The sequence below is a fragment of the Actinacidiphila paucisporea genome, from assembly GCF_900142575.1.
GTDB lineage: Bacteria > Actinomycetota > Actinomycetes > Streptomycetales > Streptomycetaceae > Actinacidiphila > Actinacidiphila paucisporea.
The window spans coordinates 100,655-117,619 of record NZ_FRBI01000015.1 but is presented as its reverse complement, the minus strand read 5'-3'; the positions used below and the strand labels follow the sequence as shown (position 1 = coordinate 117,619).

Annotated in this window: 12 protein-coding genes; 4 read left to right on the top strand and 8 right to left on the bottom strand. The window is 72.5% G+C overall.

The window, feature by feature from the left end; genetic code table 11:
- Window positions 1-43 precede the first annotated feature (43 nt).
- Window positions 44-958, bottom strand: a complete 915-nt coding sequence (locus BUE44_RS22205; RefSeq protein WP_407640044.1) for an SDR family oxidoreductase — start codon at window positions 956-958, stop codon at window positions 44-46.
- Window positions 959-1,166: 208 nt separating this feature from the next.
- Between BUE44_RS22205 and BUE44_RS22200 the strand changes: the two genes are divergently transcribed.
- The 3 genes from BUE44_RS22200 to BUE44_RS22190 all read left to right on the top strand — a co-directional run bounded on the left by BUE44_RS22200 (window position 1,167) and on the right by BUE44_RS22190 (window position 6,597).
- Window positions 1,167-1,898 (top strand): 3-keto-5-aminohexanoate cleavage protein, encoded by a 732-nt coding sequence (locus BUE44_RS22200; protein WP_073500736.1) that lies wholly within the window; start codon window positions 1,167-1,169, stop codon window positions 1,896-1,898.
- A gap of 469 nt (window positions 1,899-2,367) precedes the next feature.
- Window positions 2,368-2,943: a GNAT family N-acetyltransferase gene (locus tag BUE44_RS22195; protein ID WP_073500735.1), complete on the top strand. Its 576-nt coding sequence runs from the start codon at window positions 2,368-2,370 to the stop codon at window positions 2,941-2,943.
- Window positions 2,944-3,399: 456 nt separating this feature from the next.
- Window positions 3,400-6,597 carry a S8 family peptidase gene (locus BUE44_RS22190; RefSeq protein WP_322940494.1) on the top strand — a complete coding sequence of 1,066 codons (3,198 nt, stop codon included), beginning with the start codon at window positions 3,400-3,402 and terminating at the stop codon, window positions 6,595-6,597.
- Window positions 6,598-6,690: 93 nt separating this feature from the next.
- Here BUE44_RS22190 and BUE44_RS22185 read toward each other — a convergent pair whose 3' ends face one another.
- The 7 genes from BUE44_RS22185 to BUE44_RS22155 form a co-directional block, all read right to left on the bottom strand.
- Entirely contained in the window at window positions 6,691-7,866 is a 1,176-nt protein-coding gene (locus tag BUE44_RS22185; RefSeq protein ID WP_073500733.1) for a zinc-dependent alcohol dehydrogenase, read from the bottom strand.
- The gene (locus BUE44_RS22180; protein WP_073500732.1) at window positions 7,863-8,801 is read right to left on the bottom strand and encodes an SRPBCC family protein; all 939 of its coding nucleotides are present in this window, start codon (window positions 8,799-8,801) and stop codon (window positions 7,863-7,865) included. The genes BUE44_RS22185 and BUE44_RS22180 overlap by 4 nt, the downstream gene beginning before the upstream one ends.
- 106 nt (window positions 8,802-8,907) lie before the next feature.
- Window positions 8,908-10,068 carry a glutathione-independent formaldehyde dehydrogenase gene (locus BUE44_RS22175; RefSeq protein ID WP_200804485.1) on the bottom strand — a complete coding sequence of 387 codons (1,161 nt, stop codon included), beginning with the start codon at window positions 10,066-10,068 and terminating at the stop codon, window positions 8,908-8,910.
- 157 nt (window positions 10,069-10,225) lie between these two features.
- A complete protein-coding gene (locus BUE44_RS22170; protein ID WP_200804484.1) occupies window positions 10,226-11,359 on the bottom strand; it encodes a hypothetical protein in 1,134 nt (377 codons plus the stop codon).
- 368 nt (window positions 11,360-11,727) lie between these two features.
- Window positions 11,728-12,489 (bottom strand): ABC transporter permease, encoded by a 762-nt coding sequence (locus tag BUE44_RS22165; RefSeq protein WP_073500730.1) that lies wholly within the window; start codon window positions 12,487-12,489, stop codon window positions 11,728-11,730.
- Complete coding sequence (locus tag BUE44_RS39315; protein ID WP_265737167.1) at window positions 12,473-13,591, bottom strand: ATP-binding cassette domain-containing protein; 1,119 nt, start codon at window positions 13,589-13,591, stop codon at window positions 12,473-12,475. The genes BUE44_RS22165 and BUE44_RS39315 overlap by 17 nt, the downstream gene beginning before the upstream one ends.
- A gap of 104 nt (window positions 13,592-13,695) precedes the next feature.
- On the bottom strand, window positions 13,696-15,573 hold the full coding sequence (locus BUE44_RS22155) for a condensation domain-containing protein (protein ID WP_159450275.1): 1,878 nt from the start codon (window positions 15,571-15,573) through the stop codon (window positions 13,696-13,698).
- 436 nt (window positions 15,574-16,009) lie between these two features.
- Here BUE44_RS22155 and BUE44_RS22150 point away from each other — a divergent pair, with 436 nt between their 5' ends.
- On the top strand, window positions 16,010-16,963 hold the full coding sequence (locus BUE44_RS22150) for a 3-oxoacyl-[acyl-carrier-protein] synthase III C-terminal domain-containing protein (RefSeq protein ID WP_200804483.1): 954 nt from the start codon (window positions 16,010-16,012) through the stop codon (window positions 16,961-16,963).
- Window positions 16,964-16,965: the final 2 nt, after the last annotated feature.

The window sequence follows — 16,965 nt, the reverse complement described above, 5'->3', positions numbered from 1 at the left end:
AGCGGACCCGGACGGCTGGAAGCGGCCGGGGCCCAGGACGGGGCTAATCCTGCGGCGGCGTGGTGGGACGGATGGGAGCGGCGCTGCGCTGGACGTCCCAGTCGGCGTGGCCCCCCGCGCCCAGGACCCCCGCCGCCGCATGGAACTCAGCCGGGGACATCCGGGCGAACGAGCGGCGGGCGGCCCATGCGACCAGGTGGGGAAACAGCGGACGCAGGGGCTGGGCCAGACGCAGCCAGGGGGGCGCGTAGAGGGTGGGCGAGCGGCGTTCGATGCCGCGGACCAGCAGCTCGGCGACCCGGGCGGCCGAATGTACGCGGCGGGCCGGTGCGGGCTGGCGTCTGCGCAGCTCGCGCAGCACGACATGCTCGTCGAGTTCATCGATCATGTCGGTGTCCGTCCAGTGCAGATAGGCGATTCCGACACCCACGCCTTCGGGTTCCATCTCGCTTCGCAGGGCCTGCGCGAAGGATTCGACACCGGCTTTCGACGCGCAATAGGCGCTCATCATCGGAGCGGATCCGAAGGCGGCGCTCGACGCGACCTGCAGGAAGTATCCGCGGGTCTCCAGCAGCTGGGGCAGGAAGACCCGGGCGGTCACCGCGCTGCCGATCAGGTTCACCCCGATCACCCGGTTCCACAGGGCCGCGTCGCAGTTGGCGAAGGGCCCCGCGACCGCGATTCCGGCGTTCGCCACCACGACGGAGGCCGGTCCGAGGCGTTCCGCCACGGACCGCGCACTTCCCTGCATCGCCGCCTCGTCGGTGACATCCGCTTCGATGCAGCACGGCGTGCCCGGCAGGCTGTCCGCCACCGCTCGCAGCGACTCCAGCTCTCTGCCCAGCAGGACGACCCGCATCCCGCGCTCGGACAGTCCACGCGCGACCGCGGCACCAATGCCTCGGGCCGCACCCGTGACGACAGCGATCCTTGGGCCACGATGTGCCATATGCGACATATTATGCGAGTTCCGGTGCGCCGGGGAATCCGCCACGCGCATCTCCGCAGCGCAGTGCGTGCCCGGGCCACTGCGGTGCCCGGCGCGTGCGGCCTCGTGGTCGGAGCGAGGATCCGTGCGAGGATCCGTAGCGCCGATGCGAGCCAAAGCTCCGGCAGGGCTCCGGCTCCGCGGCTCCCCTGTCGGACCCGGCTGAGACGATCACCCCATGGTGCAAGTCTGTCTGAACGGTGCCCGGAGCCGCACGGAATGCGCTCACCTTCCCGTGACGCCGCAGGAGCTTGCGACGGCAGCCCGGACAGCTGTCGCCGCCGGCGCCCAGGACATCCATCTCCACCCCAAGGACCGCGACGGCGCGGACACGTTGCACCCCGCTGCCGTCGCCGCGGCCCTCGTAGCCGTACGGGCCGCCGTCCCAGGCGTTCCCGTCGGCGTCACCACCGGCGCCTGGACCGCGCCGGCTTCCGGAACGCGCGCGGCCCAGGTCCGCTCCTGGACCGTGCTGCCGGACCACGCGTCCGTGAACTGGCACGAGGACGGCGCCACCGAGGTCGCCACCGCCCTGCTGGACCGAGGCGTCGGCGTCGAAGCCGGCATCTACTCCGGAACCCGCGCGGCGCGGCGCTTCCTCAGCTGGCCTGAGTCCCACCGCGTCTTGCGCGTCCTGGCGGAGATCACCGACACCGACCCGCGGACCGCGGTCCGGGCCGCGGCCGACCTGCTCGCCGAACTACAGCCCGGAGCGACCTCACCGATCCTCCTGCACGGCGAGGACGACGCCGCCTGGCCCGTCCTGCGGTTCGCGGCCTCTCGCCGGCTGGACACGCGGATCGGACTGGAGGACGTGCTCCACCTGCCCGACGGCACACCGGCCACGAGCAACGCCGACCTCGTCCACGCGGCGCAAGTGGTCATCCAGCAGGCATCCGAGCAGTCCTGACCGGCGACTCCACCGTTGTCGCACGGCCGCGGCGGCAGCCACGGCCCTCGCCGACGCCGCGGCCGCGGCGTCGGCGTCGGCGTGGGCGTCGGCGTCGGCGTCGGCGTCGGCGTCGGCGTCGGCGAACGCGACGACCGGCATATCCGGCCGCCCGATCCGTCCAGGTCATTGACGCAGAACCGGCGACGGACCAACGTCCTCGGCGACCGGTGTCAACGACGACATGGTCTGTATGAGCAACTGCCGCGATTCACCGCGGAGTCGGCCGGTGGCGACCGCCCGCCTCGGCCGCGCTCGCCCACGGCGCCAGGCACATGGATGGGGGGCGCCCACGCCGGGAACGAACCGAAGTCCGGCGCGGGCACCGTCGGCGGGGCGGGCCGCGGATCAGCGGTGGAGCGTGCGGGGCGGCGGGGACCTGCGGAAATGCCGTGGTGACGGGAAGTCGGCCTGCCGTAGGGTCGGCGCCATGAACCAGCTGTGGCGCGACGCCGTTCGCCCGATCCGTGCCGACGAGTGGCCCCAGGTGAAGGAACTGCGGCTCTTCGCGCTGCGTGATCCGGCGGCTCCGATCGCCTTTCTCGAGACGTACGAGCGGGCGGTCGCGGAACCGGAATCCTTCTGGCGGGAGCGGGCCGAAGGGGCGTCCGGCGGGACGCGGGTGCGGCAGTTCGTGGCCGAGGGGCCGGACGGGGTGTGGAGCGGCACGGTGACCGTGCTGGTCGAGGAGGCGGGCGGCAGCGACGTGTTCGGCGTGACCGTCCAGCAGCGCCAGGCGCACATCGTCGGCGTGTTCGTGCGCCCCCAATACCGCGGGAGCGGAGCGATCGACGCGCTTTTCGAGGCGGCCGTCGAGTGGGCCGTCTCGGTCGCGGACGTGGCACGGGTGCGGTTGTACGTCCACGAGGACAACGCGCGGGCCGAGGGTTTCTACCGGCGGTTCGGATTCGTGCGCTCCGGGGTGACGGCCCCGATGAAGGGCGATCCCTCCAAGACGGAGGTCGAGATGGTTCTCGACCGGCCCGAGGTGCTGTCCGGATCCTGAGGACCGTCCGGCGGCCAAGGGCTGACATCCGCTGGGCGACGGACCCGCAGGCCGCCGCGACAGCGCGCCGGAATCCGGTCAACGACGCACCTGACAAACGGAATTGGGCAGCACCGAGCTGAAGCATGTGTTCCGTATGTGGCTCTTGCGAATCTTGAGAAAGCCCCCACATACTGCGTATGCGAACGGGGGGTTCTGCAGGGGGATGGTTCGTGGGGGAACATCACGAATGCTCGGTGCCTCGACAGTGACTCCCGTGTGTCCAGACCACGGCACAAGGGGACTCAGTTGCACAAGAGTTGGCGAAAAGCGCGGGCGGCAGCGCTCGCGGCAGGGATGGCGGCGGCGCTGACCGCAGGGGCAGTTGCTCCCGCGGGGGCCGCGGGCGGGCGTCCGGCGCAGCGGGACCTGGCGGGTGCGCCACACAAGGCCGGGGGGGCCAAGGCGGAGACCTGGGTGACGCTCATCACCGGTGACCGGATCGGCGTGAGCGCCGACGGCAAACCGGTCGCCCTCCAGCACGGCAAGGGGCGCGAGCACATCCCCGTCGAGATACAGACCGTCAAGGGGCACGCGTACGCGCTGCCGCTGGACGCGGTCCGGCTTGTCGACCAGGGCCGCGTCGACCGGCGGCTGTTCGACGTCACGACGCTGAACCGGCCGGAATACCGCAAGGCGCAGGCGCACGGCCTTGGGTACATCGTCACCTACCAGGGCTCGGGCTCCGACGCGAAGGCCGATCTGCACCGGGCCGACGGCGCCAGGGTCACGCACACGTACGGCACGCTCAACGCCGAGGCCGTCACGGCGCCGGCGGCCCGCACCGCCGGTGTCTGGCAGGCACTGACCAGCGCGCCGGTGAAGGGCGCGCCGTACGCGGCCGCCGAGGCGGGCCTGAAGAAGGTGTGGCTGGACGCGGTGCAGAAGGCGTCGACCCTCGACTGGAGCCGCCGGCAGATCGGCGCGCCGAGCGCGTGGGACGCCGGCTACGACGGCACCGGCGTGAAGATCGCCGTGCTCGACACCGGTGTCGACAAGGCCCACCAGGACCTGGCGGGCCAGGTGACCGACGTGCAGAACTTCTCCACCGCCGACAACCCTGACGACCACTTCGGGCACGGCACGCACGTCGCGTCCATCGCGGCGGGCACCGGCGCGCGGTCCGGCGGCACGTACAAGGGCGTCGCGCCCGGCGCGAAGATCATCTCCGGCAAGGTGCTGGACGACGACGGCTTCGGCGACGACTCCAACGTCCTCGCGGGCCTGGAGTGGGCCGCCAAGTCCGGGGCGAAAATAGCCAACCTGAGCCTCGGCGGCACCGACACGCCCGGCACCGACGTGCTGGAGTCGGCCGTCGACACCCTGTCCGCCCGCTACGGCACGCTGTTCGTCATCGCGGCGGGCAACGACGGCTCCGCCGCCGGGACGGTCGGATCGCCGGGCAGCGCGGACGCCGCGCTGACCGTCGGCGCGGTCGATAAGGACAGCGCGCTGGCCGACTTCTCCTCGCGCGGCCCGCGCGTCGGCGACGACGCCGTCAAGCCGGATGTGACCGCGCCCGGTGTGGACATCACCGCCGCCGCCGCTCCCGGCTCGGTCATCGACCAGGAGGTCGGCGAGAACCCGCCGGGCTATCTGACGATCTCGGGTACGTCGATGGCCACCCCGCATGTCGCGGGCGCCGCCGCCGACCTGGCGCAGGAGCACCCGGACTGGACCGGCCGGCAGATCAAGGCCGCACTGGTCGCCGCCACCACCGACAGCGGCGCCGGATACACGCCGTTCGAGCAGGGCACCGGCCAGGTCGACCTGACCAAGGCCGTCAAGCAGACCGTCACGGCGAAGCCCGGCTCGACCAGCCTGAGTTACGCCAAGGCCCTGTGGCCGCACGGTGACGACCCCAAGCAGACCAGGACGCTCACCTACACCAACACCGGTGGCAAAGCCGTGGTCCTCTCGCTCGCCGTGAAGGGCACCGACCCGCGGCATCAGGCCGCCCCCGCCGGCTTCTTCAGCCTCTCCGCCCCTTCGGTGACGGTGCCCGCCGGGGGCTCGGCGAGCGTCGACGTCACCGTGGACACCATGCTCGGCGGCACCGTCGACGGCGCCTACACCGCGTACGTCACCGCCACCTCGGCCGACGGCCAGACCGTCCGCACCGCGGCGGGCGTGACACGCGAGGTCGAGTCGTACGACGTCACGGTCAAGCACCTGGACCGGCAGGGGAAGGCGACCGGCGTCTACGACACCGAGCTGTTCCCGATGTCCGGTGACCTGGCGGGCACGTTCATCCCGGTGTACGACGCCAGTGGCACCGTCACCGTCCGGGTGCCCAAGGGCCGCTACATGCTCAGCAGCAGCGTCTTCGTCGGTGACGGCTCCACCTGGAAGGGTGCCGACTGGATCACCGAGCCGAACCTGACCGTCGGCCGCACCACCGGCGTCACGGTCGACGCGCGCACCGCGCGGCCGGTCGACATCACCGTCCCCGACCACGCGGCGGTCGCGCAGTTCGCGGGAACCGAGGTCACCGTCAAGACCCCGGACTTCAGCAACGGCGTCGGATGGTGGCTGGACAACTACACCAACTTCCGTACCGCGCATCTCGGCCCCGCGGTCGCCGCAGGCACCCTTATCCAGTCGTTCGCGGGCACCTGGACGAACGGCAGGACTCGCTACGACCTGGCGTACGGCCTCAACAGGACCACGGTGGCGACCGGCTACGTCAAACACGCCAAGGCCGCTGAGCTGGCGAAGGTCAAGGTCGCGACCGGCACCTCGGTGAAGGGCAAGAAGGGCTTGCTCTTCGCCTTCGGCGTGCTGCCGGGCGACCCGGGCTCCGGTGCGACCGGCTTCACCGAGGACCTTCCGAACACCACCACCGAGTACGTCAACGGCGGCCCGTCGGTGCGATGGCAGTTCGAGTTCTGGCAGTTCGACAGCTCGGGCGAGCAGCTCGAAGCGGTCTACAGCACCACCGACAGTGTCTACAAGACGGGCAAGAGCTACGCCAAGACCTTCAACGTCGGCGTCTTCGGTCCGGCTGTGGACAACAGCACCGGTCTCTACCGATCCGGCAACGAGATCTACGGCTACCTCCCGCTGTTCGCGGACGGCGCCGGCCACCTGGGCTCCTCCACCTACGACACGGTGGTGACCACCCTCTACCGCAACGGCAAGAAGGTCGGCAGCAACGCGGACCCGCTGGCCGGCGAGTCCTTCACCGTGCCCGCCGCGGCCGCTCACTACAAGCTCACCACGTCGGTGACCCGCAGCGGTGTCGCGGCGGTCAGCACCAAGGTGACGGCGGCGTGGACCTTCTCCTCCAAGGAGACCGCGGCCGAGGTCCGACTGCCCTCCTCCGCGGTGAGGTTCAGCCCGGCGCTGAGCAGCGCGAGCACCTCCAAGGCCGGAGCCGGCGTCAAGGTGCCGGTCACCGTCGAGGGTTCGGCCGCCGGGAAGAACCTCAAATCGCTGAAGGTGTACGTCTCCTTCGACGCCGGCAAGCACTGGAAGCAGCTCACCGTCAGGAACGGCACGGTGACGGTGGCGAACCCCAAGGCCGGCAAGGGAGTCTCCTTCAAGGCCGACGTCACCGACAAGAAGGGCAACACCCTCTCCGAGGCGATCTACAACGCGTATCTGACCAGGTAGCCCGGCAGCGCGTCGGCCGCCAGGACCCTTGCGTGGTCCTGGCGGCCGACGCGCGTCAGGCGAGCGGTGGGCCGCGGTCCACCGGCGCGGGTCTCACGGTCTGAGGACGACCTTCTCGCAGTTGTCCGCCTTGTTCTTGAACAGCTCGTAGCCGGTCGGCGCCTCGCTCAGGGGCAGCCGGTGGGTGATCACCCGGGTGGGGTCGATCTTGCCCTGCTCGATCAGTCCCAGCAGCGGCTTCATGTACTTCTGCACATGGCACTGCCCGGTGCGCAGCGTGAGGGACCTGTTCATCCACGCGCCCGCCGGGAATTTGTCGATCAGGCCGCCGTAGACACCGATGACCGACACCACGCCGCCGCTCCGGCAGGACAGGATGGCCTGGCGCAGCGCGTGCGGCCGGTCGGTCTCGGAGCGGGCCGCCTGCTTGGCGCGGTCGTAGAGCTGCACGTGGGAGGCGCCGTGGGTGGCTTCCATCCCGACCGCGTCGATGCACTTGTCGGGGCCGCGGCCGCCGGTGAGTTCCAGCAGGGCCGACCGTACGTCGACGTCCTCGTAGTCGACGGCCGTGTAGCCCTCGGCGGTGGCCATGTCGAGCCGGTAGGTCTCCTTGTCGATCGCGATGACCTTCTCCGCGCCCAGAACCCGGGCGCTGTCCATCGCGAACTGGCCGACCGGTCCGGCGCCCCAGACGGCGACGACGTCACCTTCCTGGATGTCGCACATCTCGGCGCCCATGTACCCGGTCGGCAGGATGTCGGACAGGAACAGCACCTGCTCGTCGTCGAGGTCAGACCCGATCTTGAGGGCGTTGACGTCGGCGAGCACCACCCGGGCGTACTCGGCCTGGCCGCCGGCGAAGCCGCCGGTGAGGTGGGAGTAGCCGTAGATGCCGGCGGTGGGGTGACCGAAGAACTTCTCCGAGAGGCCGGCGTTGGGGTTGGTGTTCTCGCAGCACGAGTACAGCTCCGCGCGGCAGGCCCCGCAGGCGCCGCAGGCGATCGGGAACGGCACGACGACCCGGTCGCCGACGCGCAGCTTGTCGGCGTCGATGCCGGAGCCGACCTCGACGACCTCCCCCATGAACTCGTGGCCCATGACGTCGCCCTTCTCCATGGTGGGGACGTAGCCGTCGAGCAGATGGAGGTCGGAGCCGCAGATCGCCGTCGAGGTGATTCTCACGATGGCGTCGCGGCTGTTCAGGATCGACGGTTCCGGGACGTCCAGCACCTCGACCGTGTTGCGTCCCGTCCAGCAGTTGGCCTTCATGTCAGGGCCTCCTTCAGTTCGCCCTCGGTCAGCGGTCGGGCCGGGTGCTGCGGGAATTCCCCGCGGGCGCGCTTGCCGCCGGGTGCCCCCTCGGAGCGGACGATCTCGCCGGTCTCCACGATCTGCTTGAAACGGCGCAGGTCGTCGTCCAACTGCTGGTGCGGTTCCTCGCCGAAGTAGCGCGCCGCGGTCTTGCCCAGCGCGCCGCCGGGCAGGTCGTACCTCAGGGTCACCTGGAGCTCGGTGCCCCGGTCGCCGGGGGCGGGCGCCAGGCGGACCTCGCCGGAGTTGTCGACGTCGGCGCCGTCCGCCGACCGCCAGGCGATCAGCCGGCCGGGGACGTCCCGGGTGACCTCGGCGTCCCATTCGACGGTCCTGCCGAACGGCGCGCTCGCCCGCCAGTGGGTGGTGCGCGGACCGGTGACGCGGACGTCCTCCAGGTGCGCCATGAAGTCCGGCAGGCGTTCCAGGTCGGTCCACAGGTCGTAGACCTCGTCCGGGCGGCCGGCGACGGTGGTGGTCGCGGTCAGTTCCATGGGGGCGCTCCTACGGGTACGGGTCACGGCCGCGTAGACGTCCGTGGCCGTGATCACGGTGACCGCGGCGGTCGCGGCGACCGTACGGCCGAGACCGCGGCCGTCGTGGTTGCGCAAGGCCCGGGCCAGCGCCGCCAGATCCATCAGGTCGCCGCCGACGCGTCCCCAGAGCCACGCGGGACGCGGCCGCCACAGCAGCCCGGCCGCCGCCGCGAGTTCGCGTACGCCGACGGCGGCCGTGGTCAGGCGCTGCCGGGAGCCGTCGCCCACGCCCAGCGCGCGGGCGAAGCCGGCCGGGTCGACGACCTGGGGCACCCCCAGGAGCGCACTGGCCCAGCCGAGGCCGCGGACGAGCGGATCGTGCCGTAGTCGGGAGGTGGAGCGGGTATCTGCCGTCATGGGTGCTCCTCACGTGCGGTGAGGTGAGGGGAAGGCGCCGGCCGCCCGTCGTTCGCCGGGCGCGGACGGGACGACCGGCACTCGGATCCCCCACCGCCGGTGGCGGTTAACGTGCCCCGTCGGGATGCAGGACCACCTTGGTCCAGCCGTCGTCACGGGCGTCGAAGTGCTCGTAGGCGGTGGGCGCCTCGGCCAGGTCGAGTTCGTGGGAGACGACGAAGCTCGGCTCCGCCTTCCCGCCGGCGATCAGGTCCCGCAGCGCCCGGTTGTACCTCTTCACCGGTGCCTGCCCGGTGCCCATGCGCTGGCCCTTGAACCACATCAGGCCGAAGTCGATCGGCACCTTGCCCTGCGCCTCCAGCTCTCCCTGGGCCTCGGCACCGCCGGGGTCCTCGGGCAGGAACACGCCCACCACGCCGATGTCACCGGTGAACCTGACCGCGTCGATCAGTCCGTTGACCGTGAGGCCGGCGTCCTCGTGTCCCTCGGCGTCGTGCGCCTGGTAGCCGACGCACTCGCAGCCGTTGTCGGCTCCCAGGCCGAGGGTGGACTCTTTGACGACCTCCGCCGGGTCCTGCTCGGCGGTGTTGATCGGGATGGCCCCGATCTGCTCGGCCTTGCGCAGCCGGTCGGGCTGGTGGTCGGCCACCCAGACGCGGCCGGCGCCCTTGAGGATGGCGGAGTAGGCCGCCATGAGCCCGACGGGGCCCGCTCCGAAGACGACCGTCTGGTCGCCCGGTTTGACGTTGGCCATCTCGGTGGCGTGGTAGCCGGTGGGGAAGATGTCGGCGAGCATCACGTAGTCGGTCTGCCGGTCGGCGGCGTCCTCGCCCAGCCGCAGGGCGTTGAAGTCGCCGTAGGGCACGCGCAGCAGTTCCGCCTGGCCACCCTGGTAGGGGCCCATGTCGGCGAAGCCGTAGGCGGCTCCGGCGAGGGCCGGTTCCGGCTGCATGGTCAGGCAGTAGTTGGTCAGGCCCCGCTCGCACTGCTTGCAGAAGCCGCAGGCAACGTTGAAGGGCAGCACCACGTACTGGCCGACCTGGACTTTGCGGACGGCCGAGCCGACCTCGACGACCTGGCCCAGGTTCTCGTGCCCCAGGGTGCGGCCGGACTCGAACGAGGTGCGGCCCTCGTACATGTGCAGGTCGGAACCGCAGATGTTGGTGGCGGTGATCTTGACGAGGATGTCGCACGGGTGTTCGATCTTCGCGTCCGGTACGTCCTTCACGGTGACCGTTCGCGGCTCTTCGTACACCGCTGCTCTCATAACTGCTCCCTCGGGCGCCGCCACGCGAGGCGGCACCGCACTGATGGAGACGCGTATCGTCCGATTCCCCCCGTTCACTACGCTAAGCGACCCCGCATCGATCGACCAGCGCTGTGGCCGGCACCCGGACGGCCGCCCGCCGGGGCGGGTCCCCGGCTCACGTCGCGGGCTGGTCGCCGTCCGCGTCCCGGAGCATGTGGCGACGTTCTTTCTCGCGCTTGGAGTACGCGGCCGCGCGGATCGCCTCGTCGCTCTCCAGGCCCGATCCCAGCGCGCCGCCCACCGTGGCGACCGAGGCGACGAACCAGGACAGCGTCCAGTACGTCGAAGCGTGCACCGGGGTCTGCGTCATCGAGGCGAACACCCGGTCGTTGATGATGAACACCGCCCACACCAGGTTGACGACCAGCAGACCCGCGTAGCAGACGATCACCCCGATACCGACGGTCAGGACCGTCGAGGCGTTGTAGAGGGCCGCCGTCTTCCGCGCCTCCGGCGAGACCCCCGCTTTTGGATGCCACAGGTGCGCGTCGATGATCAGCCAGCCGGTCATGAGGACGACGGACCCCACCATGGCGATCACCAGGCGCGGCACGCTCAGCGCCTCGGCCAGGGCCCACACCGTGGAGTTCACGGCGGCGATGGCTCCCGTGGCGAGCGCGGCCGCCAGGGCTTTCGACAGGCCCGGCACCAAGCGCCACGGCCTGTTGGCGCGGACCATGCCGACGAGCACCCTGAGGTAACCGCGCGGCCCGCTGACGACGTACCGCAGATCGGCGGCCTCCTCCTCGGCCACCGGACCCTGGTGGACAGGCGCGAAACGACCGGCGAAGGACCCCAGGTCGGACTCACCTCCCGTGGGCCCCTCGGTCGCGGTCGGCGGAGGGTCCACCAGCTCCAGCACGGCCTGCTCCACGGCCCGCCGGGCCTTCCTCTGCAGGCGCAGGCCCCCCAGCGGGGGAAGGGACAGCAGCGCCACGCCGTGTTCGTGACTCAGGTCCACGACGAGCTTGCGCCCGTGCGAGTGGAGCGGAATGTCGGTGAGGGCCACGACGACGTCCCAGTCCTCCGCACTGCGACGGTCCACGATCCGGCGCATCAAGGTGGGCGGATCCTCGGACCGCGAACTGAAGGGCTCGCTGACCACCCGCACGTCGAACCGCCGTCGCCGGCCCGACTTCTCGGCGAGCCGGGCGGGAAGCACCCGGGCCATGCTCCGCGCGATCTCCGTCGGCGCGTCCGGATCCGCCAGGAGCACGACGACCGTGACGCCCCGGGACGGCAAGCTCATGATCGGACCCTTCGCGTCGGCTGTCCCCGCGGCCACAGGTGCCCACAGGATGCCCCCGAGGCGGTGCCGGCGCCGCGTGACACGCTGGCCCCCACCGGCAGGTGCGGGGCGGAACGCGCCGCCCCACCGGCCACCCGTTCCCCGTCCGGCCCGGGTGGGGAACCGGCTCGGCGGGGGCACTCGCCGCCCCCGCCGAAAGCCGGCTCGTCATGGCGGCGTTCGCCGACCATGGGCGGCAGGGAAAGCGCCGTGCCCGCGCCGGCAGGCGGGGAGGGGAAGCTCCCGCACGGCGACTTGCCGTACCGGCCCCGAGACCGTGGAGGTCCGCGGTGGGCGTCGCGTGGGGGCAGGCGACGGGCCGGCGGTGGTCAGACGTTCTCCCGGCAGAAGACGTACGTGCCCGCCGCCAGCGAGAGGGCGGCGAGGCCGACGCCGACCGCGAGACCCTCGGCGACGGTGGCCGTGGCGAAGTGGCCCACGAACGCGTCCCGGATGGCGTCCACGAGGTAGCGCAGCGGGGTGAGGCGGGAGACGTCGTCGAGCCAGCCCGGCGCCAGGGACATGGGCAGCAGGATGCCCGACAGCAGGAGCAGCAGCACGGTGGCGATGTTGAGCATGGGCGAGAAGGCCGTCTCGCGCTTGACCACCAGCCCCAGCCCGTAGGAGAGCGAGGAGAGGCTGCAGGTGAGCAGCGCGACGAAGAGCAGGCTCAGCGCGATGCCCGCCAGGGGCGCGCGCAGGCCGAAGACGACCGCGGCCAGGATGAGCACCACGCTCTGCGCCAGCAGCACCGCCACGTCGTGCAGGACGCGGCCCATCAGCAGCGCGAACCGGCTGACCGGCGTGACCCGCATCCGCTCCATCGACCCGGTGCGCCAGTCGGCGATCACCGTGAAGCCGACGAAGGCGGCGCCGAACAGGGCGAGTTGGACCAGCAGGCCGGGCACGTACACCTGCCAGGCGCTGCCGGCCGTGCCCTCGTCGGCCCGCAGGACCCGGGACAGCATCGGACCGAAGAAAGCCAGGTAGAGGATCGGCTGCGACAGCCCGATGATCAGCCAGACGGGGTTGCGGGCGTCCTGCCGCACCTGCCGGCGGAAGATGAGCGAGGTGTCACGCGCGACGGGCACCCAGGGCTCCTTCGTGGGCAGGACCGGCAGGACCGGCAGGACCGGTGGGACCGGTGGGACCGGCGGGATCGGCAAGGCCGGTGGGATCGGCCGGACCGGCGGAAGCGGGACCGGCGAGACCGGTGGCGGGCGCGGGCGGGATCGGGATCGGCAGGTCGGCGTGCAGGGGGTGTCCGGTGGCTGCCAGGAAGACCTCGTCCAGGCTCGGCCGCGTCAGCTGGATGGACTCCAGCCGCACACCCGCCCCGCCGAGCGCCTGGACCAGCCCGAACAGCGCCTGCTCGCCGCGCGCCACCGTGAGCCGCAGGGTGCTGCCGTCGGCGGTCAGTGCCAGCACCTCGGGCCGGGCCCGCAGCACCGCCTCGGCGGGGGCCGGGTCGTCCGCGACCTCCACGCTGATCACGTCACCTGCCACCTTGCGCTTGAGTTCCTCCGGGGTGCCCTCGATCACGATGCGGCCCCGGTCCATCACCAGCACGCGGTCGCACAAGGCGTCCGCCTCCTCCAGGTAGTGGGTCGTCAGGAAGACGGTGGTGCCCCACTCGTCGCGCAACCGCCGCGTGTGGTCCCACAGTTCACGGCGGCTGTGCGGGTCGAGGCCGGTCGACGGCTCGTCGAGGAAGACCAGCGGCGGGGAGTGCACCAGCCCCAGCCCGATGTCCAGCCGGCGGCGCTGGCCACCGGAGAGCGTCTGCACCTGCCGGTCGAGCAGGTCGGCCAGGCCGAGCCGCCCGGCCACGGCCGCGGCCCGCTCCCGTGCGGCTGCCCGGGTCATCCGGTACAACTCGCCCTGGAGCAGCAGTTCCTCGCCGACCAGCGCGTCGGGATGGGCGCCGCCGCCCTGCCCGACGTAGCCGATCCGCCGGCGCACCCCCGCGGGGTCCCGGCGCAGGTCGGCGCCGGCCACGGTCGCCCGGCCCGACGTGGGCCGCAGCAGCGTCGCCAGCATCCGCAGGGTGGTCGTCTTGCCCGCGCCGTTGGTGCCCAGGAAGCCGACGATCTCGCCGGCGCCGACCTCCAGGTCCACCCCGCTGACCGCCTCGACCGTGCGGCCCCGGGTGCGGAAGGTCCGCGCGAGGCCCTCCGCCATGATGATCGCCACGTCCACTCCTCGGTCCTGGGGCGTTCGAAGGGTCCGTACACGCGGGTCCGTACACACGGCCGTACACGCGGGTCCGTACGGCCGGCGGGGTGTCGCCGGTGGGCTCAGCGCGCCGGCTCCCCAGGCTCCGCCGAGGCCCTGCCGGTGCCGCGCGCCAGCACCGGCAGCGTCCGCCAGGACGCCTCGTCGTCCGGCTCGTCCGGCCGGCCGGCGCAGACCACGTACGATCCCGGGGCCATGGCCGCGTAGCGTCCGGTGAGTTCCGCGAGGAAGGCCTCGTGCAGGTCCTCGGGCGCGGGGGCGGCCTGCGGTCCGCCGGTCCACGCGGCGTAGCCGGTCAGCAGCCGGTCCGTTCCGCCCTGCGCCGTGTCGCCGGGCTCCGCCGCGGGCGAGGCGATGACCGCCACCGGTCCGGCACCCGCCGCCGCGGCGGCCGCGGCCAAAACCTCGGCCGTCGCGCCGCGCTCCACCCAGCAGCCGTCGATTCGCACCCACTGCGGGCCGCGTCGCGGGGCGCTCAGGCCGGTGGCCGCGGGCGCGTCCGCCAGCTTCAGGTCTTCCGCGGCCGCCGCGACGAGCAGCCGCTCCACCCCCCTGAGCAGGCTGTCCACGTCGCGGCGCGGCAGGACAGCGGGGTCCGCCCACAGCGCGAGGACCAGCTCCCCCGCGACCTGGCGGACGCTCAGGTAGGCGGCCACCGGGTAGGACTCGTCGGGAAGGGAGGTCAGGCGGGTCTCGGCGAGGGCCGCGTGCATCTCCACCAGGGAGCCGGGCGGCGGGGCGGAGACGGCGGCGGCCGCGGTGTCGAGCGTCGAGAAGTCGTTGTAGACCACGTCCCGGTGGAAGGCCGTACCGCGCGCCCTGCCCACGCCGTCGATCACCCGCCACAGCTCGTCGGCGTCGAACTGGCTGTAGCGGTAGGCGTTGAAGGCCGCCGTGCCGGCCCGCTTGACCACCGTGTCGAAGTTCTCGGCCCTGACGTCGACCGACAGCAGCGCGTCCTGCGCCAGGTTCCCGACGTAGCCGCGGGTCGCGCCGCGGATGCGGTTGCCGGCGACCGAGGTGACCACGCATTTGTCGTTGCCGGTGCGCAGCGCGGTGCACACCGCGAAGGCCGCGAGCACCACCGTGGAGGGGCCGATACCGGTCCGCGCCACGACATGGCTGATCGCCAGCGCCGCCGCGCGGGAGCGGAAGGTGGTGCGGCGCCGGCGGCCGGGCGGCGAGGGGTCGGTGGGGACGGCGAACATCGCCTGGGGAGCGGCGGCGAGGGTCGCCTCCCAGTACCGCAGCGCCGCCCGGGCCCGCCGGCGCCCGGCCGGTGTGCGCTCCGCGGCGGCCAGGTCAAGCGGCTGGAGCGGCTCGGGGCCGGGGGGCACGGACGCCGGGTCGGCGAGCAGCGCGGCGAACTGCTCGCCGAGCAGGCCCACCGAGCCGACGTCCACGGCCATGTGCGAGATCACCAGGACCAGCAGGAAGGGCTCCCCCGCGCGGGTGGCCACCGCGGCCCGCACCGGCAGCTCGCGCACCAGGTCGCCGTCGCCGCCGGCCAGCAGGCGTTCCAGCACCGAGCGCGGGTCGCGGCCCGAGGAGCCGAACTCGTGGACGGAGACCTCAAGCGTGCCGGCGGCCGCGACGGTCTGCGACGGCTCCCCGCCGGGAGGGTCGACGTAGGTGGTGCGCAGCGACTCGTGCCGGGTGATCAGGGTCGCCAGCGCCTCGGTGACAGCCGTGAGCGAGGTGCCCGCGGGGATGTCGAAGAAGGCCGGGACGGTGGCCGACCCCCGGTCGGCGGGCTTGCGTATCCAGCGCAGGACGTTGCTCTGGCCGAAGGTGAGCGGACCGCTGCGCGAGCGCCCGCCGCCGAAGGCCACCGTCCGCGTGTCCACGGCGTCGGCCGGTGAGGCGGCGCCGTGATCCCCCGCGTCCGCATCCGCTCCGGTGCCTCCGGCGGCGGCCGGCGGGGCTGCGTCCCGATCCACTGCGGTGCCTTCCGCGGCGGTCGGCGTTGCGGCGCGCGTGTCCCGATCCGCTCCGGTGCCTTCCGCGGCGGCCGGCGTTGCGGCGCCCCGGTCCGCTGCGTCCCCTTCCCTGGCGGTGCGTTCCACGGCGGTGCGGTCCACGTCGGCTCCTTGCGGTCCGGCAGGGCGGCGGGTTGCCGGCCCCGGCGGACGGGCTCGGGGCGTGATCGACCGTACCGAGCGGCCCGGAGGCCGCCCAGCCGGGAAATCCCTGGTTTCAGCGGCCGCCCGGCGGTGCCGGGAAACCCAGGGATTTCCCGCATGCTCCGGCCCGCCGCAGGTGCCTAGCCTCGTCTCGCCCCGCAGCTCCGCCCTGCTCCGCCCCGCACCGCGTCCCCTCCCCCCATCGTGTCCGGCGCCCGCAGTGCCGAACCGCAGCCCGCCGAGGCAGGAGCCCATGACCATGCGACCCACCGTGCTGGAGCGCGTCGAGGCGTACCTGCCCGCCAGGTCCGTCGACGTCCAGCAGGTCGCGGTGGACCTGGGGCTGAGCCGCCATCAGGCGCGGCTGATGCACCGCGTCCACGGGCTCGACGTCCTGCACGAGGATCCCGGCCTGGGCCTGTACGACCTGGTGCTGGAGCCGGCGCGCCGGGTGCTGGCCGCGCTGCCGGACCCGTCGGTGGTGCGCTACCTGCTCTACGCGCACACCATCCAGGAGGTCACCCCCGCGCACGTCGACGCGGCCGCCGACCTCGGCCGCCTGCTGGGCCTGGCCGATGCCGAGTGCTTCGCGCTCACCCAGCAGAACTGCGCGAGCAGCCTGGCCGCGGTGGACGCGGCGGGCGAGCTGCTGCGGGCCGACGGCGACCCGCGGGCCAAGGCGCTGGTCGTCACCGGGGAGAAGCCCTTCTCCAAGCTCGCCCGGCTCATCGCCAACACCACGATCATGGGCGAGGCGTCGGCCGCCTGCCTGGTGGGCCTCACCCCGCGAGGCAGCACCGTACGCGGCTACGCGGTGCGTACCGACGGCCGGTTCCGCGAGGGCATCCGGATGACGACGCAGGCCGCCCAGGACTTCGGCGACAGCTACGCCGCCGGTCTCGCCGCGGTGGTCCACGAGGCCCTCGACCAGGCGGACCTGCGGCTGTCCGACGTCGTCACGATCGTGCCGCACAACGTCAACCGCTCCTCCTGGCTGCGGGTGGCCAAGGAGCTGGGCATCGGCCCTGAGCGGATCCACCTGGACGGCGTGGCCCGCTACGGCCACTGCTTCTGCAGCGACCCGTTCCTCAATCTCGTGGCGCTGCGCGAGCGGCAGGGCCTGGTCGAGGGCGGTCACTACCTGTTCGCCGCCGTCGGCCTGGGCGCGACGTACGCGGCCATGGTGATCGAGCACCTCGGAGGTTAGGA